The sequence below is a fragment of the Hyphomonas sp. genome (assembly GCF_036964145.1).
Lineage (GTDB): Bacteria > Pseudomonadota > Alphaproteobacteria > Caulobacterales > Hyphomonadaceae > Hyphomonas.
Map to the genome: position 1 here is coordinate 204,641 of NZ_JBALUC010000003.1, position 24,040 is coordinate 228,680.

A 24,040-nucleotide genomic window follows, 5' to 3' on the forward strand; every position below is an offset into this window, starting at 1 on the left:
ACTGCAAGGTCGAGCTGTCACCCCAAGTAAACAGTCGTTTCAACTTTTGTGCGGCAAAAACTGCCAAAAGACGCTATGCAGACAGCGGTTTATGCATATCGTGCGGTCATGGCGGAAGGGGATGTTCTGTTCGAACAAGCGGTCGCCTTGCTACTGGATAGCGAGGGTGGAGAGAGCTTGATGAAATCTGCGGCGCTGATGCGTCGGGCTGCGGATTCCGGACATGCTGCAGCTGCCAACAATTTCGGTGCGATGCTTCATCATGGTCGGGGGGTCCATCAGGATTTCACTGCCGCAAGAGCTTATTATGCCCAAGCAGCCGAGGCCGGTCTTGCGCCCGCCATGTTCAATCTGGGGTTCATGAAATTGCGCGCACTGGGCGGTGAAAAGAACGAAATCGATGCCCGGCGGCTCTTTGAACAGGCTGCACATCTCGGCGAGGTCAACGCAATGACCTATCTTGGGGTCATGATGATGACCGGGGCAGGGGGACCGAGGGAATTCGAGACCGCGCAATCCTGGTGGGACAAGGGTGCCGAACTGGGCGACAATCGTTGCGCGTTCAATCTCGGGATCGCCCATGCCGGGGGGCACGGTCAGGACCAGCCTGATTTCGTGGAAGCCTGGCGCTGGTTCAGCCGTGCTCAGGACATGGGCAATCGCAGTGCCGAGACGGAACTCGAGCGTCTTGCCAGCGTCCTGACGGAAGATGAGCGCAAGCGGATCGAAGGCTGACCACCGGTCGCCTGACCGATCTTCAGTCGGTTGATTGCGCTTGCCCGCTTGATTTTCCCCGGCGCGCGCGCAAGTACAACGCGTCTCATACCCGTTTATACAGGAATACCCGCCATGGCCGGTCCCCAAATCGTTTTCCAAATGCAAGGCCTGACCAAGGCCTATCCCGGTGGGAAGAAGGTGTTCGAGAATATCCACCTGAATTTCCTGCCAGATGCCAAAATTGGTGTCGTCGGCGTCAACGGTTCAGGTAAGTCGACCCTGCTTCGGATCATGGCTGGCGAAGACAAGGATTTTCAAGGCGAGGCCTGGGCCGCCGACGGTGTGAAAGTCGGCTATCTTCCTCAGGAGCCGAAGCTCGACCCCGCGCTGACCGTTTTTGAAAATGTGGCCACCAAATGCCCTGAGAAGCAGATGCTGGACCAGTTCAACGCGATCTCGGAAAAGCTGGGCGAAGACTATTCCGACGAACTCATGGAGCAGATGACTGCGCTGCAGGAGCAGATTGATGCGGCAGACGCTTGGGACATTGATTCCAAGATCGATATGGCCCTGACCGCGCTCGGCTGTCCGGACAATGATGCCGATGTCTCCGCGTTGTCAGGCGGTGAAGTTCGCCGTGTCGCAATTTGCCAGCTGCTTCTGTCAAAGCCAGACATGATCCTGATGGATGAACCGACCAACCATCTCGACGCCGAGACCGTCGCCTGGCTGCAAAATTATCTGATCAATTTTCCCGGGTGCGTCATTCTCGTCACTCACGACCGTTACTTTCTGGATGACATCACCAGTTGGATTCTCGAACTCGACCGTGGCCGCGGCGTGCCTTTCCAGGGCAACTACTCCGGCTGGGTCGAACAGAAGGCCAAACGGATGGAGCAGGAGGCGCGCGAAGAAACCGGGCGCAAACGCACGCTTGCGAAGGAATTGGAATGGGTCCGTTCCGGCCAGAAGGCACGTCAGGCGAAATCCAAGGCACGTATCAATGCCTATGAGGAAATGGCCTCGCAGGCAGAGCGGGAAAAGGTCATGACCGCGCAGATACGCATCCCCCCTGGGCCCCGCCTCGGCGGCGTCGTCCTGGAGGCAGAGCACTTACGCAAAGCTTTCGGCGACAACCTTCTGATCGAAGACCTCGACTTCAAACTGCCGCCCGGCGGCATTGTCGGCGTCATCGGTCCGAACGGTGCGGGTAAATCGACCCTGTTCAAGATGATCCTGGAGCAGGAAAAACCGGATGAAGGTACCCTGCGCGTCGGCGATACGGTCAAGATCGGCTATGTCGACCAGAGCCGCGACAAGCTGGATTCCGACAAGAATGTCTGGGAGGAAATTTCGGGCGGGACGGATGTCATCGATCTTGGTGGCGTGGAGGTCATGTCGCGCGCCTATGTTGGTGCCTTCAACTTCAAAGGCACCGATCAGCAGAAAAAGGTTGGCCTATTGTCAGGCGGTGAGCGCAATCGCGTCCATCTCGCCAAGATGTTGAAGGGCAGCCATAACCTGTTGCTGCTCGATGAACCGACCAACGACCTCGACGTCGAAACCCTTCAGGCGCTGGAAGAAGGCCTCGACAATTTTCCGGGGTGCGCGGTGATCATCTCGCACGATCGCTGGTTCCTTGACCGCATGGCCACCCATATTCTCGCCTTCGAAGGGAATTCGCACGTCGAATGGTTCGAGGGGGATTTCTCGTCCTACCTCGAAGACAAGAAGCGCCGTCTCGGCGAAGATGCCGTCAATCCGAAACGACTGAAATTCAAGAAGTTCGCGCGCTAGCGAATTTTGAGAGGCGGCCCGTTATTCGACGGGCCGTTTTTCGTCGAGAAGGTCTTCTTCTCCGGTCGCAGCGCGTTCCTCGGCGACGATCTGGTTGAGATGGCTGTCCGGTTTCACATCTGCTGCATCCCGCGGTTCTGCCGTTTCCTTCGGACGCGATGGGACCATTTCTGCCTTGCCTGTACCGGTCGCAGCTGGCTGTGCGGTTCCTGTATCGAACCGCAGGCGGTAGATCGGTTCCGGCAAGGTAAAGCCTTCCTGCTCCAGCACGTCCTTGGTGGCGCTGATTGCAAGTCCGCGAGCCTTGCCGAAATTAGAGTCTCGCTGGTCCACCCATCCCATGAAGCGCAGGACGATATTCGAATCTCCCACGGTCTGAATGTAGGATTCCGGATCGGGCTGTTCGAGTACGTAGGGTAAGGATTTCAACGTATCCAGGCCGAGCTGCATGGCGGCGACGGGATCGTCATTTGCGTCGACGCCCAGGTCAAATTCAAAACGGCGTTCCGGATTGCGTGTATAATTCAGGATGACGGCCTTGAAGACCGTCGAATTCGGAATGCGCAAATGATTGCCATTGAGCGTCATCAGGACAGTGGACCGTGACGTCAGTCGCACCACGATGCCTTCATGCTCATCGATCACGACATGTTCGTTTGCCCGAAAAGGCTGACGAATGCTCAGCATGATCGAGGAAATGTAGTTTTCCAGCGTGTCCCGAACGGCAAAACCAAGGGCCAGACCGATCACGCCCGCGCCTCCCAGCACGGTGCCCAGCAGCGTGGTTGCTCCCATCACATTCATCGCCACGATCAGCCCGATCACCACCGCGATGATACGACTGGCCCCGGCGACAAGGTCTGACAGAAAGGAGTTAGGCATGATCCGCCGCCAGAAACCCTTCCATGTAGCCAGCAGGTGCCCAAGGAATGAAATGATCAGAAAGACCGTCAAGGCAACAGCCAGCAAGGGTATTGAACGAACGATTTGATTTACCCGCGTGGAAGTGGTCTCCAGTATGGGGCTGACATTGTCTCCTACGCCGACTGCCTGCTCGATCCGGTTCTGGATGGTGACCACTCCCTCAATACGCAGCGCGATCTGCTCGGCACGATCAGCTGTTGCGGCATTTGTGGTTGATCCCTCCAGCGTGACCACGCCGTTCCGGACACTTGCGCTGATGTTCTTCAGCTCATCCACTTCTGCAAAAATATTCTGGATACGGTCCTCGATCCTTTCGTCACCTGACATCGTAGGAGGAGTGACTGCGATCAGGTCTGAGGGCGCCGAGGGTGACGCTTCACGACTTTGGGGCATGGCGGAGGCCACATATGTGCTCGCAACAAACGTCAGAATCGCCGCCCGGAATGTCACGGCGGCGAAATTAAACAGGGAATGCGGAGAGACGGGCATCTGGATATTTAACCCATGACCCGGAAGGGAGTTCCCAAAGCGCGCTATTCGCAGCGGCGATGGCCATTTCGTCTCGATGGTCGCTCGATTATCGAGCACATTTCTGAACAAAATATGGGACAAACGTGAATATTGTTAATGTTCGTAAACAACTTACTTGAATTTGCTTTTGGCAGGATCGATAAACTTTTTAACCTTTTAAGGAGGGCTAAGACGCCTGCTTGGCTTTTATAAAAGACGAGTACGTATCGTTTTTGGGGACGATCGATTATGACGTGTTCGCAGATATCTCAGGAGAAGTCCTCGCCTGATGCAATTGTCATCGGTGCGATGCGGGCAGGGACGACAGCGCTATATCGTGCTTTCCTGAAAAGCGTGCTGGTAGCTGTTCCCGAATGCAAGGAAACCGATTTCTATCTGAGCCAATCAAACTATTCGCGCGGGACGAACTGGTATCGCAGACAGTTTCGCAATTCAACGTTGCCTTGGATCGATTTCTGCCCGAATTACACCAAGCGGGACGTGTTTCCGTGTGCAGCGGCGCGAACCTTCGAAAATGCCCCCCATGCCAAGCTGATATTCATCGCCAGGGACCCCGTCGCGCGCGCGGAATCTCAGTACAAGCACACTTATATGCATTCCGGGTCATTACCGGCGCCATCGGAAGTATTCGACACGAGTGAGGGCGAGCACATCCTTATGGTCAGCAAGTATGCCTACCAACTCGAGCCGTATTATGAATATTGGTCCAAGGACGATATTCTGATTGTCGATTTCGATATTCTGCTCAATCAGCCATATGCGGTAATGGAAAGGATTGGTCAGCATATTGGGCTTTCCCCTTCGGCCATCGACAGCCTTGGCAGTTTACCGATCGCGAATACCGGGGAAGATCTGCGCAAAATGCCCAGATGGTGGGGGCAGATGCGGGATACTTCTATCGGCCGGTATGTCCGTGCCCGTAGCCCTCGGGTTCTGATCGATTCCATGCGGTCTGCCGTTAAGGCCGACAAGGCAGTCCCCGTTCCGGAGTTCGATGACAGGCTTCGCTCGGTCCTTGCGAAGAAACTGAAATCGGATGCCGTCCGGTTCCGCGAACTTACCGGAAAAACGTTTTGCGGCTGGAGTGTGTGAGGCTCGTTTAAAAAAAAGCCCTCGACCATTCCATGGACGAGGGCTTGGTTTCATATGGGGCGGCCTAGGAGCGCTTTTCCGCTTCCAGATTCCGCTTCATGCTTTCGATCTTGTCGATCAGCGCTTCGGCTGACCCGTTAGAGCGATCAAGCAGGGCCAGAAATTGTGCGCGTTGCTCAATTGCGAGCCAGATCAGATTTCCATCCAAATTGAGCGCGACGTCCACAACCTGGTATTTGCCGTCGCGGGTCAGGACACGCCAGCGGACATCCATGTCCTTGCCATCCTGGCGCTTGATGACCGTATTCACGATGGAATCGGTGGCCGACCGGTCGACCGAATCCTTCACTATAACCGCTTCGCCGCGATATGCGTCGAGTTCGTTTTCATAAACGGCAAGGGCATATTCCCGGAACACCTTTCGGTACCGGGCAAGCTCGTCTTCCGTAAACCGGCGGGCATATTTGCCGATGGCAAAGTTCGACACCGCCGTCATGTCGGTGAACTCGTCCATATAAGTATTGAATTTTTCGGTACGCTCTTCTGCGTCCAAGGAAGGATCATTCAGGGATGCCAGCACTTCGCTGGCGTTTTCCTGAACATAGGCTTCTGTCTTCACGTCTGCGAAGGTGCTTGGGGCAATCATCAGCATTGCGGCACCGGCAATTGCTAAATGTCGGTATTGGCGTTTCACATTTTCGCTCCTGTTGGTGGTCACGCCCCCGGACCTATTCTTCAAATTCGTCAAAATCAGGGAGATCGTCGTACGCCTCTTCCTCATTTATGCGACCATTACGGATTTCGGCCTGACGCTGGGATGAATAAATCCGGCGCAAGGCAATATATGGTTCGGGCTGTGCGTTCAGCTGTTTGATTTCATCATCAAGCGCGACCCGGGCATTCAGTCCTCCCAGAACGCTGCGGCTGATCGCAATATGATCGTCGAGGTCCGGATTGTTGTCGAATTCGGTCCAGGTTAGCGGATCCAGCGCGCGGTCGATGCCGGCTCCGAACAGGTCACGCGGCGTGGTAGGTCCCACAAGGGGCAGAACGAGAAATGGGCCGCTGTCCACACCCCAAACGGCGAGGGTCTGGCCGAAATCTTCAGCGTGTTTCTCCATGCCATTGTATCCGGCCACATCCCACAGGCCAGCGACGCCGACTGTCGTGTTGACGAGGAAGCGAGCGAATGTGTCGCCAGCGCGGTCGCCCTCACCTTGCAACACGTCGTTCACGAAAATGACAGGAGACTTGAGATTATGAAGAAAATCTCCCACGCGATCACGTCCGAATTCAGGGGTGACTGTCTCATAGACGTTTGCAGCAGGTCCTAAGGCATATTTGTCCACGCCCGTATTGAACGCGAACATCTGTCGATTGAAGCCTTCATAGGGGTCATGAATCGTGCCCGGTTCGGCGTTCTGTGTGGATGCACAGGCTCCTAGCCCCATGGCGAGAACCGCAGCAAAGATTCGCTGTGTCATGTGTTGATAACCCCGTTGTGGAGACCGGTAGATGGTGGTTAAGCGAAAGTGCTTCAACTCTCAATCTTACCCCAAACATACATAGGTGATATTTCTGTAAAGCTGTGTTGCAAAAACATATAAATTGATGTTTATATCATTAAATGACCTTGCAGCTTTCATCCATGATCGAAGGCCTCCGCGCGGCGGGAGAGCCTACGCGCCTGAGAGTGCTGGCCCTGTTGCGTCAGCGGGATTTGTCAGTCGGAGAACTGGTTCAGGTTTTGGAACAATCTCAGCCACGCCTGTCACACCATCTCAAGGCGCTGACCTCGGCGGGCTTGGTCGAGCGCTTGCCTGAGGGCTCTTTTGTCTTTTATCGCGCGTCGACAGCTAAGCCCTATAAAGCGTTCCTCGACTCGCTGTTCGCCCAAATAGACAACACTGAGCCGGATTTTGCTCGTGATGCTGAGCGCCTGGATGAAGTAAGTGCGGCGCGGGCCGAATCCGCTGAGGCCTATTTTTCTAATATTGCCGACACTTGGGACCGGCTGCGGTCCCTGCATTATCCCAATGATCTGATCGAAAGCGCGCTTTTGGAATTGGCCGGAACGGGCCCATTTGACCGTGTGCTCGATTTCGGTACCGGGACGGGACGCATGTTGAGTCTGTTTGCGCCGATGGCGGCTGAGGCCGAGGGAATCGACCTGAGTCACCACATGCTGACGGTTGCCCGGTCGAATCTTGAGCAGCAAGGCGTGCAAGGCGCGCGCGTCCGGCAGGGCAATGTCACGGCGGTGCCGTTCGACAATGATTGCGCTGATGTCGTGATTATCCATCAGGTCCTTCATTACATGGATGCTCCGAACCGGGCGATCGCCGAGGCGAGCCGTGTTCTGAAGCCAGGCGGCCAGCTCCTCATCGTGGATTTCGCGCCGCACAATTTGGAATTTCTGCGCGCCGAGCACGGTCATCACCGGTTGGGCATGTCGCACGACGCCATGAAAGCCTGGGCGTCCGACGTTGGACTGGACCTTTTGGCGCCAAGATCCTTCGCCCCGCCCGAAGGCGCTCAGGATGGCCTCACCGTAAATATCTGGAAGGCGGTCAAGCCCGCCAAACCCCTGGAGAATGTCGCATGAGCCCGCTCTCATCCCCCCGTCAGGCCGGTGCACCGTCTGTCTCTTTTGAATTTTTCCCACCAAAATCCGAGGTGATGGCCGCCCGGCTATGGGAGACGGTCGAACGTCTCGAACCGATGACGCCAAACTTCGTATCTGTTACCTACGGCGCCGGGGGCTCGACCCGGGAAAGAACCCATGACACGGTCAGGCGTATCGCCCAGCAAACGCACCTGCGACCGGCCGGGCATTTGACCTGTGTTGGCGCGACCAAGGACGAGGTGTTGTCGGTTGCCGAGGATTACTGGCAGGCGGGCGTGAAGCATATCGTGGCGCTGCGAGGCGATCCTCCGACCGGCATGGGGGAAGTGTTTGAACAGCACCCAGGCGGTTTCCGCGATTCCATTGATCTGATCGAAGGCATTCGCGAGCATCGTCCGGACCTTGGCAGATGTTTCGAGATTTCCGTGTCCTGCTATCCGGAGCTTCATCCGGAAAGCCGGGGCTGGGACGCCGAGATCGCATTTCTTAAAGCCAAGCAGGATGCAGGCGCCGACCGGGCGATCACGCAATTCTTCTTCGAGCCGGAAATCTATTTGAACTTTCTCGATAAGGCGCGGGCAGGAGGCGTGACCATGCCAATCGTGCCGGGCATCATGCTGCAACCGAACTTCAAGGGATTGAAGCGTATTTCAAGCCTGTGTGGTGCGTCTCTGCCAGACTGGTTGCATGAGCTTTACAATGGCCTTGATGACGATCAGGAAACGCGCGAATTGGTGACTGCCAATGTCGCAGCCGACCTCTGTCGAAAATTGTCCGAACAAGGCGTTTCCAATTTTCACTTCTACACTCTCAATCGCGCAGGACTGGCATTGTCCACATGTCGCCTACTCGGCCTGAAACCCAATCCGGCAGAGGCAGCCTGAGCGATGAGTTCCCGTCCTATCCATGTGACATTGGTGACCCTCGGCGTGGCAGACGTACAGGAGTCTGCCGCGTTCTATGAGCGTATGGGTCTCAAGCGTGCGAAGGCCTCCCAGGAATCCGTGGTGTTCTTTGATATGGGGGGACTGGCCCTCGGACTTTTTGGGCGTGCATCATTGGCGCAGGATGTCGGCGTGCCGGAAGACGGTGACGGATTTCGGGCCGTTACGCTCGCGTGGAATCAACCAAGCGCAGAGGAAGTCGATGATGCGTTAGACAGGGCGGTTGCTGCGGGAGCGAAACTCGTGAAGCCGGCTGAAAAAGTGTTTTGGGGCGGGTATTCTGGATATTTTTCTGACCCTGACGATCACCTCTGGGAGGTGGCGCATAACCCGTTCTCGCCCTTGCGGGACGATGGATCAATGGAGCTATAGATGACCAGACAACAACGCATCGCAGCCCTGAAGGCGGCCGCGAAAGATCGGATTCTCATCTTGGACGGCTCTTGGGGTGTAATGATCCAGCGTAGGGGGCTGGAGGAAGCCGACTATCGCGGAGACCGATTCAGAGAGGCTGAATATCCAGGGCAGATGAAAGGCAATAATGACATTCTCTGCCTGACACGCCCGGATATCGTGACCGCCCTCCACGATGCCTATTATGGCGCGGGTGCCGATATTTCCGAGACGAATACGTTCAGTGCGACAGTCATCGCGCAGGATGATTATAAGCTGGACCCGCAATCGGTCTGGGACATCAACCTTGAAGGTGCAAAGCTTGGCCGGGCCGCAGCAGACGCGTGGACGGCAAAGACACCGGACAAGCCGCGGTTTCTGGCTGGCTCCATCGGACCCCTCAACAAGATGTTGTCCATGTCATCGGACGTGAACGATCCGGGCGCGCGCTCTGTGACCTTCGATGAGGTCTATGAAGCCTATCGCCAGCAAATCCGTGCGCTGAATGAGGGCGGGGTCGATCTCTACCTGATCGAGACAATCACGGACACGCTGAATTGCAAGGCCGCGATCAAGGCGATCATGGATCTCGAAGAAGAGGGCATGGACAAGCTGCCAATCTGGATTTCCGGTACAATTACCGACCGGTCTGGGCGGACATTGTCTGGCCAGACGGTCGAGGCGTTCTGGAATTCTGTCCGGCACGCGAAGCCATTTGCGATCGGGTTCAATTGCGCGCTCGGCGCAGACCTGATGCGGCCCCATATTGCGGCTCTGTCGCGTGTGGCTGACACGCTGGTAGCAGCCTATCCGAATGCGGGCCTGCCGAATGAGATGGGTCAGTATGACGAGCAACCGGATGAGACCTCCAACTTTGTCGGTAGCTGGGCAAGAGATGGCCTCGTCAATATTCTCGGTGGATGCTGTGGCACGACGCCGGAGCATATCGCGGCCATCGCAAAAGCGGTTGAGGGCGTGAAGCCCCGCAATCCTGCGCCAAACAAGCATACGATGCGTCTGTCCGGGCTCGAGCCGTTCGAGGTGACTTCGTGACAGGCAAGTCCGTCGAGGTCGGTGATCTCTTCATCTTTTACGGCTTGTTGAAACAGGGCGCGGCCGGGCAACCGGCAGATCTGCCGCTGGACAGCGCGGGTACTTTTGGCGCCCCTTGCCGGTTCCGTGCGCGCATGGTCGACCTTGGGGGCTTCCCCGGGGTCGTCGAGGGTAACCAACTTTGCCATGGTGTCCGCTGGAAACTCACCGACACGACTATCATGCCGGCAATGGACGCCTTCGAGGACGTAACGGAGGACCCGGCAACCAGCCTATACCTCCGCAAGCAAATTCCCCTGATGGATGACACCGGGGCCGAGTCGGGCGAAACCGCCTGGATATATTGGTACAACCGGCCTGCAGACGGATATCCGCCTGTGGCCGATGGCAACTGGCCGCTTGAGGCCGGGAAAACGAGAAAATGACAGTTTCAGCTTCCCAATCCTTTGTGAACGTTGGTGAGCGGACCAATGTGACCGGATCCGCACGTTTCCGGAAAATGATCACCGAAGGCCGCTATGCAGATGCCGTTGAGGTCGCGCGCCAGCAGGTCGAAAATGGTGCGCAGGTCATCGACGTCAACATGGACGAAGGCATGCTGGATGGCGCGGAAGCCATGCGGACCTTTCTGAACCTGATTGCAGCCGAGCCGGACATTGCCCGTGTCCCGGTCATGATCGATTCCTCCAAATGGGAGGTGATCGTGGCTGGCCTGAAATGCGTTCAGGGCAAGGCCATCGTCAATTCCATTTCCATGAAGGAAGGCGAAGAGACATTTCGCAAGCAAGCGCGGGCCTGCCTTGCTTATGGCGCGGCCGTTGTGGTGATGGCGTTTGATGAGGTTGGCCAGGCCGACACCAAGGAGCGCAAGGTCGAGATCTGTCAGCGCGCCTTCCGCATCCTGACGGAAGACGTCGGGTTCCCGGCAGAAGACATCATCTTCGACCCGAACGTGTTCGCCGTCGCCACCGGCATTGAGGAACACAATAATTACGCCGTGGACTTTATTGAGGCGACGCGTGTAATCCGCGAGACGTGCCCGGGCTGCCACATATCCGGCGGTCTTTCGAATGTCTCTTTCAGCTTCCGGGGCAATGAGCCCGTCCGCCGGGCCATGCATTCGGTCTTCCTCTATCATGCCATTCCAGCCGGAATGGATATGGGGATCGTGAATGCCGGACAGCTCGACATCTATGACGATATCAAGCCAGATCTGCGTGAGCGGGTCGAAGACGTCATCCTGAACCGTCGCGAAGATGGCACCGAACGATTGATCGAGATTGCCGAAGGCTTCAAGGGTCAGAAGGTTAAAACGACCGAGAAGGATCTGTCCTGGCGCGAAGCACCCGTCGCGAAGCGCCTTGAATACGCGCTCGTGCACGGCATCACCGAATACATTGATGCAGACACCGAGGAAGCGCGCCAGTCGCTCGAGCGCCCGCTACACGTCATCGAAGGTCCGTTGATGGACGGCATGAATGTCGTCGGCGACCTGTTCGGATCTGGCAAGATGTTCTTGCCGCAAGTGGTGAAATCTGCGCGTGTCATGAAGCAGGCCGTGGCATGGCTCGAACCTTACATGGAAGAGGAAAAACAGCGCCTCGGCACGGTGGACGTCTCGAACGGTAAGGTTTTGATGGCGACTGTGAAGGGCGATGTTCATGACATTGGCAAGAATATTGTGGGCGTGGTGCTCGCCTGCAACGGTTATGAGATCCTCGATCTTGGTGTCATGGTGGCTGCAGAAACCATTCTTGATACGGCCGAAAAGGAAGGCGTTGATATTATCGGGCTCTCAGGCCTGATCACGCCTAGTCTGGACGAGATGGTCTATGTGGCATCGGAAATGGAACGGCGCGGCATGAAACAGCCGCTGCTGATTGGCGGCGCCACGACCAGCCCGGCCCACACGGCAGTAAAGATCGATCCGGTAATCCGGACTGCGCCAGTCGTGCACGTGTCGGATGCCAGCCGCGCGGTCGGCGTGGTCAGCACATTGCTCAGTGAAGATGACAAGCCTAGCTTCGTCACGCAAACCAAGGCGCGCTATGAGCGGATGCGCGAAGCCCGTGCCGGCGGTCCTCCCAAGCCGCGTCTGCCCATCGCCCAGGCGCGGGACGCGCGGCTTAAACTGGATTGGACAAATTACACGCCGCCACAACCAACATTTGAGGGTGTCCGGACATTCGAGGATTTCGACCTTGCTACGCTCGCACGCTACATAGACTGGACTCCCTATTTTTCGGCTTGGGACCTCGCAGGACAGTATCCCAAAATCCTTGAGGACAAGATTGTGGGCGAGGCGGCCACCGGCCTGTGGAATGATACGCAAGGCATGCTGCAACAACTGATCGGCGAAGCGTGGCTGAAGCCGAAAGCGGTGGTGGGCTTCTGGCGGGCTAATTCTGATGGCGATGATATTCGTCTCGACAATGGTGACGTGTTCCACACGCTGCGCCAGCAAATGGTCAAGGACAATTCCCGCGCCAACTTCGCCATGTCTGATTTTGTCGCTCCGGAAGGCGACGACTGGGTCGGCGGCTTCTGTGTGACGTCTGGTCCGCAGGCTGAGGAGATCGCCCAAACGTTCGCCAAGAAGGGTGACGATTATTCCTCGATCATGGTTAAGGCGCTGGCCGACCGGTTTGCTGAGGCCATGGCCGAATACATGCATGAGCGTGTCCGCAAGGAGCTCTGGGCCTATGCGCCAGACGAGGATCTCTCCAATGCTGAACTGATCAAGGAAAAGTATCAGGGGATCCGCCCCGCACCGGGCTATCCAAGCCAGCCGGAGCATACGGAAAAGGAAACCCTGTTTCGTCTTCTTGAGCCGGAGGAGCGGATCGGTGTGTCACTCACCAGCAGCTTTGCGATGACCCCGGCGGCCAGTGTCTCCGGTCTCTACTTCGCCCATCCTGACAGCGTTTATTTCGCGGTCGGACGGATCGAGAAGGATCAGGTCGAGGACTATGCCCGGCGCAAGGGATGGGATACCCGCAAGGCCGAACGCTGGCTCGCGCCAATCCTCAACTATGACCCGTTTGCGGTCAGCTAGTCCGTTAGATACGGAACGGGTTCGACAAGTTGAAAGCCGGGTGTTTCCGACGCGAAGTGGCGTAGCCAGTAATTGTGGCCTGAGCCATAGACAATGATGATCCGGTCGCCTGGCTCCGCAACCTCAATGACGTTGGCGAAGATTTCGGCATTGCGCGCGAACCAGCCATAGTTGAGCGCTGCGCCCGCATGGTCGTCCGCATCCGACAGGCTTAGCAGGCCATAATAGAAATCTGAATGCATCTGCTGGATAGTGCCGGGATCATTCTGACGCGCGAGCAGATCCGGAATGGACGTCGTGGCCTGGTCGCGCATCATGTCTGCCGCCTCAGCCTGTATGTCCTCAATCATGCTGGTAAGTATGTCTTCTTGTCCGGTCCGCGCGGCAAAGGCCTGGACGCGCTCGAAGGGAAAGTACTCAATCTCGCCCTTATGCTCGTCCACCGCATAGACTCGGTCGGTTCCCGCAAGGTCCGCGACGCGGTAGCCGATCTGGACAATCTCGTTGCGATCTTTGGACAAGTCGTCAGGCGTGAAGTCGGCAAACGCGGAATCGCGCCCGCTCTCGGTATAGCGTAGCTTCTCGATTGCGATCGCGGTCGGGTGAAATTCCAGGAGCCGCCTGGCCAAATCCTCCAATTCGCGCTGACGCGTCGTCGCCAACACGTCATCTGCCTCCATGTTCACCACGTCGAGGCCGGGGTTGTCGAAATGATGGGTGCCGAGCACCATGATTTGAATCGGGTCTTCCGACTTTTCAGATTGAGCCGTTTGAGCACTTGCACAGGCCACCACCAGAAGCAGGGCCAGGAAGGGAAATTTCATCTCGTAACACTCCTCTTTCATGAAAGGATGCGCCGACTCGGCCGATTGGATGCAAGCGCGTGAAATTTCCGTGTATCGGGTAGGTGCGGGCATTGCTCGGCTGGAATAGTCCGCGGGACTCGTATAGGGGTATGTCAACCTTGTCATAGGGAGGGCGGAATGACTGGAAATCGACTAATTGGTGAGAACGCGAAAATTGTCGCAACACTCGGCCCGGGCAGCCGCTCGCCGAAAGAAGTGCTCGCGCTGGCCTATGCAGGAGTCGACGTTTTCCGCCTGAACTTCAGCCACGGCGAGCACAGCGCGCACAAGGATGCGTTGGACGCCGTGCGCGCAGCCGAAAAAGAAACAGGCCGCCCGCTGGCCACGTTGGGAGACTTGCAAGGGCCCAAGGTTCGCGTGGGCTCACTGTTCGGCGGCGAGTTGCGGCTGCGCTACCAAAAGGAATATGCCGTCGTTGCGGCGGAGACGACTGAAGCGGAAGACACGATTCCCGTCCCCCACGCAGAGATTGTCGAAATTCTGGAAGTAGGGGATGTCATCCTCGTTGATGACGGCAAGCTGATGTTCACGGTGACCCAGGCGGGTGATAGTCCGAGGGTGCGCGCCGACGTGCCGGGCAAGCTGACAGACAAGAAGGGCTTCACGGTTCGCGGCAAGGCGCTGCCAGTGCGGGCCCTTACTGAAAAGGATCGCGCCGATCTGGACTATGCGCTTGAGATCGGAGTCGATCTGGTCGCGCTCTCTTTCGTGCAGACGGTCGAGGATATCGAAGAAGTGAAGGGGATCATTGCCGGGCGCGCACCGCTGATTGCCAAACTCGAAAAGCCTGCGGCGATTGCGAATCTGGAACCTATCGTTGCCGCAGCCGACGCTGTGATGGTGGCGCGGGGGGATCTCGGCGTCGAATACGCGCCTGAAGATGTTCCCGTGATCCAGCGCCGGATTGTCCGGTGCGCGCGCGCACTTGGACGGCCGGTTATCGTGGCTACTCAGATGCTGGAATCAATGATCGAAAACGCGGCGCCGACGCGCGCCGAAGCCTCTGACGTGGCCACAGCTATCTATCAGGGAGCGGATGCGGTCATGTTGTCAGGCGAAACCGCTGTCGGCCGCCACCCGGCCACGACCGTATCGATCATGTCTCGTATCATCCGGGCGACCGAAGGCGCTGAAGACTATCGCCGGTCGCTGGAGCAATTTTCCGGAGATACGCCCGCGCAAACGGCGATTGATGTCGTGGCCGAGACCGCCCAAGGCATGGCCGAAGCCGAAGGCGCCACAGCGCTGGCCTTGCGCACGGGTGCGTTTGACCGGCTTGCGCGGTTCGCCCGTGTGCGCGGCACAGCCCCGATCCTGTACGGATCACTCGATGACCAGCGCCTTCGCACGGCCTGCCTGCTCTGGGGCGTTCACCCGCAGAGACTGAATGCCGGGGCAGATTACTGGTACCGTGACCTGATGGATGCGGCCGGGCTCGATGGGCGTGTAGCCTATGCCCGCTGGGCCGGCGACACTGAGCGGTTCGCGTGGGAAGTGGGCGTCGGCAAGGGGCTGAACGGCGAGAAGATTACCGGCGTATGATCAGCTGGCTCTGCTTGAACTCATAGGAGTAGAGTTCGCCCAGATAGGTCATGCCTAGTAGGGATTGCTCCAACCCGTCCTTCAGGATCATGGCGCTGACTTGCTCGACTTCGACCTGACCGATCCGGATATTGTCCAGTGTCACGGCGGCGCCATAGGTGATGCCGCCTGCGGTGCGGATTTCCCAGCGATAGTCCAGCGACTCTGGCTTGAGTCCAATCCGCTGTGCGTCGCGATAGGTCAGGGCAACCGTACTGGCGCCGGTATCGACCATGAACTTCACGGCCGTGCCCTGGACTTCGGCGCGCGTCCAGTAATGGCCGTCGGCCTCACGGTCGATGACGGCGGCATCGGCATAATTTACGGAGGTACGCTTTTTGACCGGCGCGGGTGCGGGATCGGGCTGCATTGCGGCCAGTTCCGCTTGGTGCTGTTCCAGCCGAGGCACAAGAAAAAAGATAACGGTCGCAGAAATCAGGATGGCTGCACCAAGTCCAGATACAAGGGTTCGTTCTACGGACATGGCATTTTCCTAGCGCTTGCCGAGCAATTCAAGCCGGGCGATACGTTCCGGAAGTTCGGCTATGACCTTGTCCCGACCTTCCGGCCCCAGCTTCATCCACCCGCCGATTTCCTTAAGCGAACGTCCGCATCCAAGACACAGGCCTGTAGAGGCGTCTACAGCGCACACTTTGATGCAAGGGGATTTTATGGCTTGAGTGGTCATCAATATAGGTTAGTCAGCACTACAGTGTTCGCAAACATGTCTCATGAACAGGGTAACAAAACCTTGTCGCAGAGAACACGCATTCTCTGCTATAAGATGAAATCGATTTCAAATGGATAGGAGCAATCTGCCTTGAGTGAGCCGGCCCACGAAATGTCTCCACTGGAAGACGCACGTTCCCTGATCCGGGGTTCCGTCGATCTCGACCCGGCGCCCGGCCAGAAAGTGCGGGCCGCATTGCTCGAAATGGGCCGTGAGGGCGATTTTGGGCGTCTGGGTGAGGCGGCAGAATGGCTGGCCAATTGGCAACATCGCTTTCCGCCGCGCATCGAGAACCCCGTCCTGGCGGTATTTGCGAGTTCCCACGGGCTCCAGTCGGAAGGGGTGTCGCTCTCCAGTCCGCAGGATACGCGTGCACATGTGGATGCCTTGCGCGAAGGCAAGGCCCCGTTATCGGCCATCGCCACACAGGCTGGCGCGGCAATTCGGGTGTTTGATCTTGCCATCGACCAGCCTACGCCCAGCATAGCGGAAGGTCCCGCAATGACTGAGCGCGAATGTGCGGCGACAATCGCCTATGGGTTCGAGGCGACGGAGGAAAAGCCGGACTTGCTCGCGCTGGCGGTGTCCGGGGCAGGGGTCGGTACGGCCGCCGCCGCGATTGCCTGCGCCTTGTATGGCGGCGCGCCGGATTATTGGGTCCGGCCCGACAATCAGTCCACGGCTGACCTCGTTGAGCGGCGGGTAGATGTCGTCTCACGTGCCTTGACGCTGCATCGCGGACATTTGTCCGATCCGTTGCAAGTCCTCAGGTTTCTCGGCGGGCGCGAACTGGCCGCATGCGTCGGTGCGATCATCGCAGCGCGCCATCAGGGCATTCCGGTTGTTCTGGACGGATTTGCTACGACAATTGCCGCCGCGGTCGTGCATTCGGTCGACCCGAAAGCTATCAGCCATTGCATCGCCTCGCATGTAACGCGGCGGCCAGCGCATGAAGCTGCCGTCGAACGCTTGGGTCTTCAGCCGCTCCTCCAATTGGAGTTCCAGACGGGTGGAGGTCTGGGTTCCGCTACGGCAATTGGCTTACTCAAGACCGCGTGTGCCCCTTTCATTGCTGAGCCTGCAGAGGGAAAGGCGACCTGACGCGACGAGAACCTGACGTTTACGCGCACGTCACCTTGCCTTTAGCCAAAAATGGCGGAATTAGAGGGGATAAGTACGATGCGCATCAAGCGCACAGTGAGGAGCCGTCATGAATCTCGATTTTTCGCCGGAAGAAATTGCCTTCCGCAATGAGGTTCGCGAATTCATTCGCGAAAACTATCCCAAGGAACTGGAAGGTATCGGAACGCGTGAGGATCTCACGCGCGAACAATTCCTCGCCTGGCACAAAGTGCTTGGTAAAAAGGGATGGTCCACACCGGCATGGCCCGAGAAATATGGCGGCACTGGCTGGACTTCCACCCAGCGCTACATCTGGTCCGAAGAGAATGCTCGCGTTGATGCGCTGATGCCGCTGCCGTTCGGCGTGGCAATGGTTGCTCCGGTTATCTACACCTTCGGCAGTGAAGAGCAGAAACAACGGCATCTGCCCGGTATTCAGTCCGGCGAAGTCTGGTGGTGTCAGGGCTATTCCGAGCCTGGCGCCGGTTCCGACCTGGCCAGCGTGAAGACGACGGCTGTACGCGACGGCGATCATTATGTGATCAATGGCCAGAAAACCTGGACCACGCTGGCGCAGCATGCCGATTGGGGCTTCTTCCTCTGCCGCACGGATCCGAACGCGAAGAAACCACAAGAAGGTATCAGCTTCATCCTGGTCGACATGAAGACACCAGGTATCGAAGTTAAGCCGATCAAGCTGATCGATGGCACGCATGAAGTGAACGAGACATGGCTGACGGACGTGCGCGTTCCGGTCGAAAACCTCGTCGGCAAGGAAAACGAGGGCTGGACCTACGCGAAGTTCCTGCTTGCGCACGAACGCTCCGGCATTGCTGGCGTGGCCCGCTCCAAGCGGGGCGTTGAGCGCCTGCGCACGATCGCGTCGGAAGAACTTGTGGACGGCAAGCCGCTCATCGAGAGCCAGGACTTTGCGCGCAAGATCAGCCAGTTGGAAATCGACCTGACCGCGCTCGAGTTCACGGAACTCCGCACATTGGCGTCCGAAGCCGCTGGCAAGGGGCCGGGGCCTGAAAGCTCGATCCTCAAGGTGAAGGGCACGGAAATCCAGCAGCGCCTGACCGAGCTCACACTTGAAGCCGTCGGAAACTATGGCGCGCCTTATGGCTACGGCATGGAGAATGCCGGCAATGAAGGCTTTGGCGTTGGTCCTGACCATGCGAACTTCGCGGCTGAAACGTATTTCAACATGCGCAAGACATCGATTTACGGTGGGTCCAACGAGATCCAGCGCAACATTATTTCAAAGATGATCCTCGGCCTTTAAGGCACACGAGGCAGGGAGGATAGAAGATGGACTTCAATTTTACTGAAGAGCAGGGCATGATCCGCGACAGCCTCTCCAGGCTGATCCGGGAACAGTATGATTTCGACACGCGCCGCAAGGTGATTGAGTCCGAATCCGGCTGGCGCCCTGAAATGTGGGCCCAATTCGCAGAACTGGGCCTGCTGATGGCGCCGTTCAGCGAAGAGGATGGCGGGCTCGGCGGTGGTCCGATTGACGCAATGGTCGTGATGGAAGAGTTCGGAAAAGGGCTCGTCGTTGAGCCTTACGTGCCAAGCGTGGTGTGCGGTGGCGGGTTCCTGAAGCGCGGCAATGACGCGCAGAAGGAAGAGTATCTCAGCGGCGTCATGTCGGGTGAGACGATCTTCGCCTTTGCGTATGCAGAGCCGCGCGGCCGGTACAATCTGGCTGACCTCGAGACCACAGCCAAGAAAGACGGCGCCGGCTTTGTCCTGAACGGACACAAGGCTGTTGTCATTGGCGCGCCATGGGCGACCCATTTTATCGTGACGGCTCGCACATCGGGTGACCGCCGTGACAGCAAGGGCGTCTCGGTCTTCGTTGTCGCCAAGGATACACAGGGTGTCAGCACCCGCGATTATCCGACGGTCGACGGCCGTCGCGCATCGGAGGTGTATTTCGAGAACGTGTCGGTTGGTGCGGAATCCGTAATTGGCGAAGTCGACAATGGTTTGCCGCTGATCGAAACGGTAACCGACGAAGCCATTGCCGCCATCTGCGCAGAAGCCTGCGGTGCCATGAAGGTGGCGCATGCAATGACCGTGGAATATTCGCGCCAGCGCAAGCAGTTCGGTGTGCCGATCGGCAAGTTCCAAGTGCTGCAGCACCGTATGGTCGACATGTTCATGGAGCATGAGCAGTCGATCTCCATGACCTACATGGCAACGCTGAAGATCGACGAGGACGAGGTTACGCGCAAGAAGGCCGCTTCGGCTGCCAAGGTGCGTATCGGCCAGGCGGGCCGCTTTGTCGGCCAGGAAGCTATCCAGATCCATGGCGGCATGGGCATGACGGACGAACTGGCTGTCGGACATTATTTCAAGCGCCTGACCATGATCGATTCCGAGTTCGGCAATGTTGATCATCACCTGAAGCGGTACACCGCCTTGACGGAGATGGATCTTCCGGCAGCAGCGGAATAGGCTCCGGAGTCCAGTAACTGGGCAGTCTGAATACTGACGCCCAGGGCTATTTAATAATTAATATTCGCCGGATTTAGCCCGGCTTCGAGGCCCGAGACGCACTTGCAGCGTTTCGGGCCTCTTCTTGTGTCTTGATATATTGGGAGAATATTTTGGGTATGCGCACGTCAATACGGAGCTGCGGGCAAAATTGCCCGTCAATTCGCTCCAATTTGCCCGACTTTGATTACTTGACTGACATCGTATTCCCCTATGAAGCCCTCACTCTTTGTTAGAAAAGTGGTATGGGTCTTGCTTTGGGACCTTTGGTAAACATGCCGGTTCGAGCAGCCGGATTACATAATCCAGGGAAGAGGTGGAAATGTTGTATACTAAGCGGGTGAGCCTTGCTGGAGTCGCGACGGGCGCTCTGATCACGGCGATGTCTGGAGCTGCCTACGCTCAGTCGAGTGATTACTACAGCCGGGACAAGTACGAAGCGGTCACGGACCGCCAGCAGCCTGAATATGATCCGGAGCCCATTCGGCTTGGGGCATTCACGGTAAATTCCAGCCTGTTTGCTGGTCTTGGCTATACCAGCAACGCACTGGGTACGAGTGAGGATGAGGAATCCGATGTCATCGCCCGGATCGGCGCAGACGTTGCCGCGCGTACGAATTGGAGCGTTCACGAAGTTGCTGCCTCCGTCTCGGTCAGCCGTGATGAATATCAGGATTTCAGCGACCAGTCGGCCAATGAGGTCAGCACACAACTGCGGGGCCGTCTGGACGTCACACGCGAAGTCGCCCTTGGCGGATCGGTGTTCTACCAGCAGTCCACCGATCAGCGGTCCGACCCATCCAACACATCCGGATTGGGCGAACCGATTGAGTTCACACGTGCCGGCGTCGAACTGAGCGCGAATTATACCAATGACCGTATTCGCTGGACGAACTCTGCAACTTTCGCGGAAGTCGATTATGATGACGCAGTGTCCCTTGCAGGCGCACCAATCGATCAGGATTTCCGTGATCGGTCCGATACATTGTTCAATTCGCGCCTCAGCTATGCCATCTCGCCGAACGTGGCCGTCTTCGGCCAAGGCGTGATCCAACAGCGCGAATACGACAACACGCTCCTCGTCGACGGAGTGGAGCGGTCCCGGGATTCGGATTCCTACACTGTCTACGGTGGTGTCGACTTCGAGTTGAACTCGCTGATCCGCGGCGATGTGGCTGTTGGTATTCTTTCCGAAGAGAAGGATGACGATTTCTATGAGGACACCGATGGTCTGGCGCTGGACGCCAATGTCGAATGGTTCCCGACCCGCCTGACCACAGTCAGTTTCAAGGGCGCTCGCCGGACGGTAGATAGCGGTATCCGGACCAGTGCAAGTTCTATCGAGACAACTCTGGGCGCCCGCGTGGATCATGAACTCTACCGGAATATCATCCTGTCAGGGTACGGCGAACTCACCAGCTATGAGTATGACGAAACCGACCGGGATGATGACATCACCGAATTCGGTGTGATCGGTACCTACAAGATGAACAAGCGGGTTCACCTGAATGCATTTGCCCGTCGCGTGGATCGTGACCGGAGTGGTGAGGCATTCGTCGGTGATGAGAGCTTCTCAGCCAATCTTCTGGGCGTCTCCATCCGTATCTATCCGTAACCTGATCGTAGGCGACCGGTCTTCATGCCGGTCGTCTTCAAGCTGCCAACCCCAACCAGCGGTATATTATCTTGACCAAGACATTCAGTTTTGAACTCCCGTCCCAGGTTCCCGCCGAAGCGGAGACCGAAGATAACAACATGCCGACAGATCTGAAATCTCTGCTGGGGGCAGTATATCGCCGTTTCTGGCTGATTGCGCTGAGCTTTCTGGCAGTCTTCACGTTGGTGGCCTATTCGACATTCAACCAGACGCCTCTCTACCAATCGAGTTCGGTTGTCCAATTGGACACCGAGCAGCAAAACGTGATTGATCTGGGCAGCGTTCTCAGCGGTCTCGCGGTCAGCACGGCGGTGATCGACACCGAAGTGATGATCATGAAGTCGAAATCGCTCCTGACGAAGGTTGCGGTCAAGCAGAAGCTCACGGAGGATCCGGAATTCAACTGGACCCTTCGGGAACGCAAACCCAGCGCTCTCGGCAAGATGAAGAACCAAGTGAAGTCGCTGCTCGGCATGGATACACGCCAAGTCGATCCGTTTGAGGGTATGAGTGTCGATGAGCGCGATAGCGCGATCCTGGATAGCGTCGTCGGGACGCTGATGGGACGCGTGGGCGTCTCGCGGGTTGGCACGACCTATTTGATTAATGTCGAGGTTACGAGCACGTCTCCTGAGACGGCAGCCCGTCTTGCCAATGCGATCGCAGACCAATACCGCGTGCAACAGCTGGAAACCAAGCTGGATGCAACGCGGCGGGCCACGGAATGGCTGTCGGATCGGGTCTTTGCCTTGCGCGAGGAAGTCGAAGAGAAAGAAAACCGCGTTGCCAAGTTCATTGCTGACAATGACATGGAAACCGCCATGGGCAACACGCTCACCGAGCAGAATATTGCCTATCTGACCACGCAGAAAACGCAGGCTGAAGTCGAATTGAACCGGGTGCGCTCGCGCTATGACAGCATGCGTCGCCAGATCAACAGCGGCTCCGGGGTCGAGGGGATTTCGGAAGTTCTTGAATCCCCGCTTATCACCAACCTGAAGCAGCAGCTCTCCACCATTCGTGGTCGCGTTGGTGATCTCGAGACCCGCCTGGGCCCTCAGCACCCCGAACTGATCGGCGCGCGGGCAGAGCAGGCAGACATCGAGCGCCAGATCGAAAACGAGATGAATCGCATTGCCACCAATCTGGAGAACGAGGTACGTGTTCGTCAGGATCAAGTGGGCCGGCTCCAGTCCCAGATCAGCAATTCGAATTCTAAGCTGCGTGGCAACAGTCTTGCCATGGTTCGCTTGCGCGAGCTTGAGCGTGACGCTGAAACCAGTCGCGTCTTGTATGAGGAGTTCATCTCCCGGTCGAAGGAAACCCGCGAACAGGATGGCCTTGTCCAGCCCGACGCCGTTATTCTCTCGAAAGCCTCCGTTCCAAAATACCCCAGTTCACCTCGGACAATGCTGAACCTGCTTATTGGGGCAGTGCTTGGCGGCCTGTTGGGTGGTGCGCTCGCCATCATGGCTGAAATGTTCGATATGAAGATTTCATCTTCGGAAGATATCGAGAAGAAGCTTGCCCAGAACGCGATCGGAACGGTTCCGTTGATCCGAACCACGAATGCGCTTGGCTTCTCGCAGACCAATCCCGCAGATTACCTTATCGAAAATCCTTTGTCGGCATTTGCCGAGAGTATCCGCTACCTTCGCGCTGCGATTGCCTTCTCCGATCTCGACAGCGAAACCAAGACGGTGGCGATCACCTCGTCCTTGCCAGATGAAGGCAAGACCAGTCTGACCCTGGCCCTCGGCCGCATGTCGGCCATGTCCGGCGCACGCACGCTGGTCATTGATGGTGACTTCCGTCGACGCCAGCTGACAGATGCGGCCGGGCTGAAACCGGAAATCGGCTTCATCGAATATCTGTTTGGCGCGGGTCAGCTCTCCGACGCGATCTCCAAGGATCCGAAGAGCATGCTGGATATCCTGCCATTGTCGCTGACGGGCCATACGCCGCACGACGTATTCGGCACGCGCGCGTTCGACGATCTCCTTGTCCGCCTGCGATCCATGTATGACCTGATCCTGATCGATACTGGCCCGCTGCTGCTGATGGCAGAGGCGCGCGTGGTGGCGGGCAAAACCGACAAGGCAATCCTTGTGGTACGCTGGCGTCATACAACTCGTTCGGCCGCCCGGCAGTCGTTGGCCCTTTTGCGCTCGTTCAAGGCAGATCTGCTGGGGGTGACGCTCAATATGGTGAACTTGAATCGCCGGCGTCATTACAGCGACCCAGGCGCCGGGTATGATGCCTACCGCAAATATTACCAGATGGAGACGAAGCCTTCTCTGTTCGGCTTCATGCGCCGGGATTCGAACAAGCCGAAGAAGGGTGAAATCCGCCCGACGGCGATCCAGACGCCCCCGAGCCTGGCTGAGCACAGCACCGAGTCTCCTGAAAAGATTGACGCTAACTGAGGCGTGAGCCGGAATGGTCAG

Annotated in this window: 21 protein-coding genes; 15 read left to right on the forward strand and 6 right to left on the reverse strand. The window is 57.4% G+C overall.

The genetic code is table 11. From position 1 onward, the window contains the following. The first annotated feature begins 75 nt into the window (after window positions 1-75). Window positions 76-735 (forward strand): tetratricopeptide repeat protein, encoded by a 660-nt coding sequence (locus tag V7660_RS10850; protein WP_335603063.1) that lies wholly within the window; start codon window positions 76-78, stop codon window positions 733-735. A 114-nt stretch (window positions 736-849) separates the two neighbouring features. Continuing rightward, window positions 850-2,514 (forward strand): energy-dependent translational throttle protein EttA, encoded by a 1,665-nt coding sequence (gene ettA / locus V7660_RS10855; RefSeq protein ID WP_335603064.1) that lies wholly within the window; start codon window positions 850-852, stop codon window positions 2,512-2,514. Between the two features lie 21 nt (window positions 2,515-2,535). Here ettA and V7660_RS10860 read toward each other — a convergent pair whose 3' ends face one another. Beyond that, the gene (locus V7660_RS10860; RefSeq protein ID WP_335603065.1) at window positions 2,536-3,765 is read right to left on the reverse strand and encodes a mechanosensitive ion channel domain-containing protein; all 1,230 of its coding nucleotides are present in this window, start codon (window positions 3,763-3,765) and stop codon (window positions 2,536-2,538) included. A gap of 432 nt (window positions 3,766-4,197) precedes the next feature. On the opposite strand from V7660_RS10860, the gene V7660_RS10865 reads away from it, so the two are divergent. Beyond that, window positions 4,198-5,061: a sulfotransferase family protein gene (locus tag V7660_RS10865; RefSeq protein WP_335603066.1), complete on the forward strand. Its 864-nt coding sequence runs from the start codon at window positions 4,198-4,200 to the stop codon at window positions 5,059-5,061. A gap of 64 nt (window positions 5,062-5,125) precedes the next feature. Here V7660_RS10865 and V7660_RS10870 read toward each other — a convergent pair whose 3' ends face one another. Both V7660_RS10870 and V7660_RS10875 read right to left on the reverse strand, forming a co-directional pair. Beyond that, window positions 5,126-5,755: an MlaC/ttg2D family ABC transporter substrate-binding protein gene (locus tag V7660_RS10870; RefSeq protein ID WP_335603067.1), complete on the reverse strand. Its 630-nt coding sequence runs from the start codon at window positions 5,753-5,755 to the stop codon at window positions 5,126-5,128. 34 nt (window positions 5,756-5,789) lie between these two features. Next, a complete protein-coding gene (locus tag V7660_RS10875) occupies window positions 5,790-6,602 on the reverse strand; it encodes an MlaA family lipoprotein (protein WP_335603068.1) in 813 nt (270 codons plus the stop codon). Between the two features lie 107 nt (window positions 6,603-6,709). Here V7660_RS10875 and V7660_RS10880 point away from each other — a divergent pair, with 107 nt between their 5' ends. From V7660_RS10880 to metH, 6 genes are read left to right on the forward strand one after another with little or no spacing between them, the layout of a single operon-like run. Next, on the forward strand, window positions 6,710-7,666 hold the full coding sequence (locus V7660_RS10880) for an ArsR/SmtB family transcription factor (RefSeq protein WP_335603069.1): 957 nt from the start codon (window positions 6,710-6,712) through the stop codon (window positions 7,664-7,666). Continuing rightward, window positions 7,663-8,571, forward strand: a complete 909-nt coding sequence (gene metF, locus V7660_RS10885; RefSeq protein ID WP_335603070.1) for a methylenetetrahydrofolate reductase [NAD(P)H] — start codon at window positions 7,663-7,665, stop codon at window positions 8,569-8,571. Before V7660_RS10880 ends, metF begins: the two co-directional genes overlap by 4 nt. Before the next feature lie 3 nt (window positions 8,572-8,574). After that, a complete protein-coding gene (locus V7660_RS10890; RefSeq protein ID WP_335603071.1) occupies window positions 8,575-9,003 on the forward strand; it encodes a VOC family protein in 429 nt (142 codons plus the stop codon). After that, window positions 9,004-10,077: a homocysteine S-methyltransferase family protein gene (locus V7660_RS10895; RefSeq protein ID WP_335603072.1), complete on the forward strand. Its 1,074-nt coding sequence runs from the start codon at window positions 9,004-9,006 to the stop codon at window positions 10,075-10,077. Next, on the forward strand, window positions 10,074-10,502 hold the full coding sequence (locus V7660_RS10900) for a gamma-glutamylcyclotransferase family protein (protein WP_335603073.1): 429 nt from the start codon (window positions 10,074-10,076) through the stop codon (window positions 10,500-10,502). The genes V7660_RS10895 and V7660_RS10900 overlap by 4 nt, the downstream gene beginning before the upstream one ends. After that, window positions 10,499-13,132 carry a methionine synthase gene (gene metH / locus V7660_RS10905; protein ID WP_335603074.1) on the forward strand — a complete coding sequence of 878 codons (2,634 nt, stop codon included), beginning with the start codon at window positions 10,499-10,501 and terminating at the stop codon, window positions 13,130-13,132. The genes V7660_RS10900 and metH overlap by 4 nt, the downstream gene beginning before the upstream one ends. On the opposite strand, the gene V7660_RS10910 is transcribed toward metH, so the two are convergent. Then, complete coding sequence (locus V7660_RS10910; RefSeq protein ID WP_335603075.1) at window positions 13,129-13,956, reverse strand: DUF5694 domain-containing protein; 828 nt, start codon at window positions 13,954-13,956, stop codon at window positions 13,129-13,131. The two genes, metH and V7660_RS10910, sit on opposite strands and share 4 nt — an antisense overlap. Window positions 13,957-14,115: 159 nt before the next feature. Between V7660_RS10910 and pyk the strand changes: the two genes are divergently transcribed. Beyond that, window positions 14,116-15,540, forward strand: coding sequence for a pyruvate kinase (gene pyk / locus V7660_RS10915; protein ID WP_335603076.1), 1,425 nt, complete (start codon window positions 14,116-14,118; stop codon window positions 15,538-15,540). Here the strand turns inward: pyk and V7660_RS10920 are convergent. Then, window positions 15,527-16,063, reverse strand: a complete 537-nt coding sequence (locus V7660_RS10920) for a retropepsin-like aspartic protease family protein (RefSeq protein ID WP_335603077.1) — start codon at window positions 16,061-16,063, stop codon at window positions 15,527-15,529. The genes pyk and V7660_RS10920 overlap by 14 nt on opposite strands. Before the next feature lie 9 nt (window positions 16,064-16,072). Then, window positions 16,073-16,267: a DUF1289 domain-containing protein gene (locus V7660_RS10925; protein WP_335603078.1), complete on the reverse strand. Its 195-nt coding sequence runs from the start codon at window positions 16,265-16,267 to the stop codon at window positions 16,073-16,075. 132 nt (window positions 16,268-16,399) lie between these two features. Here V7660_RS10925 and V7660_RS10930 point away from each other — a divergent pair, with 132 nt between their 5' ends. The 5 genes from V7660_RS10930 to V7660_RS10950 all read left to right on the forward strand — a co-directional run bounded on the left by V7660_RS10930 (window position 16,400) and on the right by V7660_RS10950 (window position 24,019). Continuing rightward, window positions 16,400-17,410 (forward strand): nicotinate-nucleotide--dimethylbenzimidazole phosphoribosyltransferase, encoded by a 1,011-nt coding sequence (locus V7660_RS10930; RefSeq protein ID WP_335603079.1) that lies wholly within the window; start codon window positions 16,400-16,402, stop codon window positions 17,408-17,410. Between the two features lie 109 nt (window positions 17,411-17,519). Beyond that, window positions 17,520-18,716 carry an acyl-CoA dehydrogenase family protein gene (locus V7660_RS10935; protein ID WP_335603080.1) on the forward strand — a complete coding sequence of 399 codons (1,197 nt, stop codon included), beginning with the start codon at window positions 17,520-17,522 and terminating at the stop codon, window positions 18,714-18,716. Between the two features lie 26 nt (window positions 18,717-18,742). Next, window positions 18,743-19,897 carry an acyl-CoA dehydrogenase family protein gene (locus V7660_RS10940; RefSeq protein WP_335603081.1) on the forward strand — a complete coding sequence of 385 codons (1,155 nt, stop codon included), beginning with the start codon at window positions 18,743-18,745 and terminating at the stop codon, window positions 19,895-19,897. Window positions 19,898-20,258: 361 nt separating this feature from the next. Next, window positions 20,259-21,551, forward strand: coding sequence for an outer membrane beta-barrel protein (locus tag V7660_RS10945; RefSeq protein WP_335603082.1), 1,293 nt, complete (start codon window positions 20,259-20,261; stop codon window positions 21,549-21,551). A gap of 71 nt (window positions 21,552-21,622) precedes the next feature. Next, on the forward strand, window positions 21,623-24,019 hold the full coding sequence (locus tag V7660_RS10950) for a GumC family protein (protein ID WP_335603083.1): 2,397 nt from the start codon (window positions 21,623-21,625) through the stop codon (window positions 24,017-24,019). Window positions 24,020-24,040 lie beyond the last annotated feature (21 nt).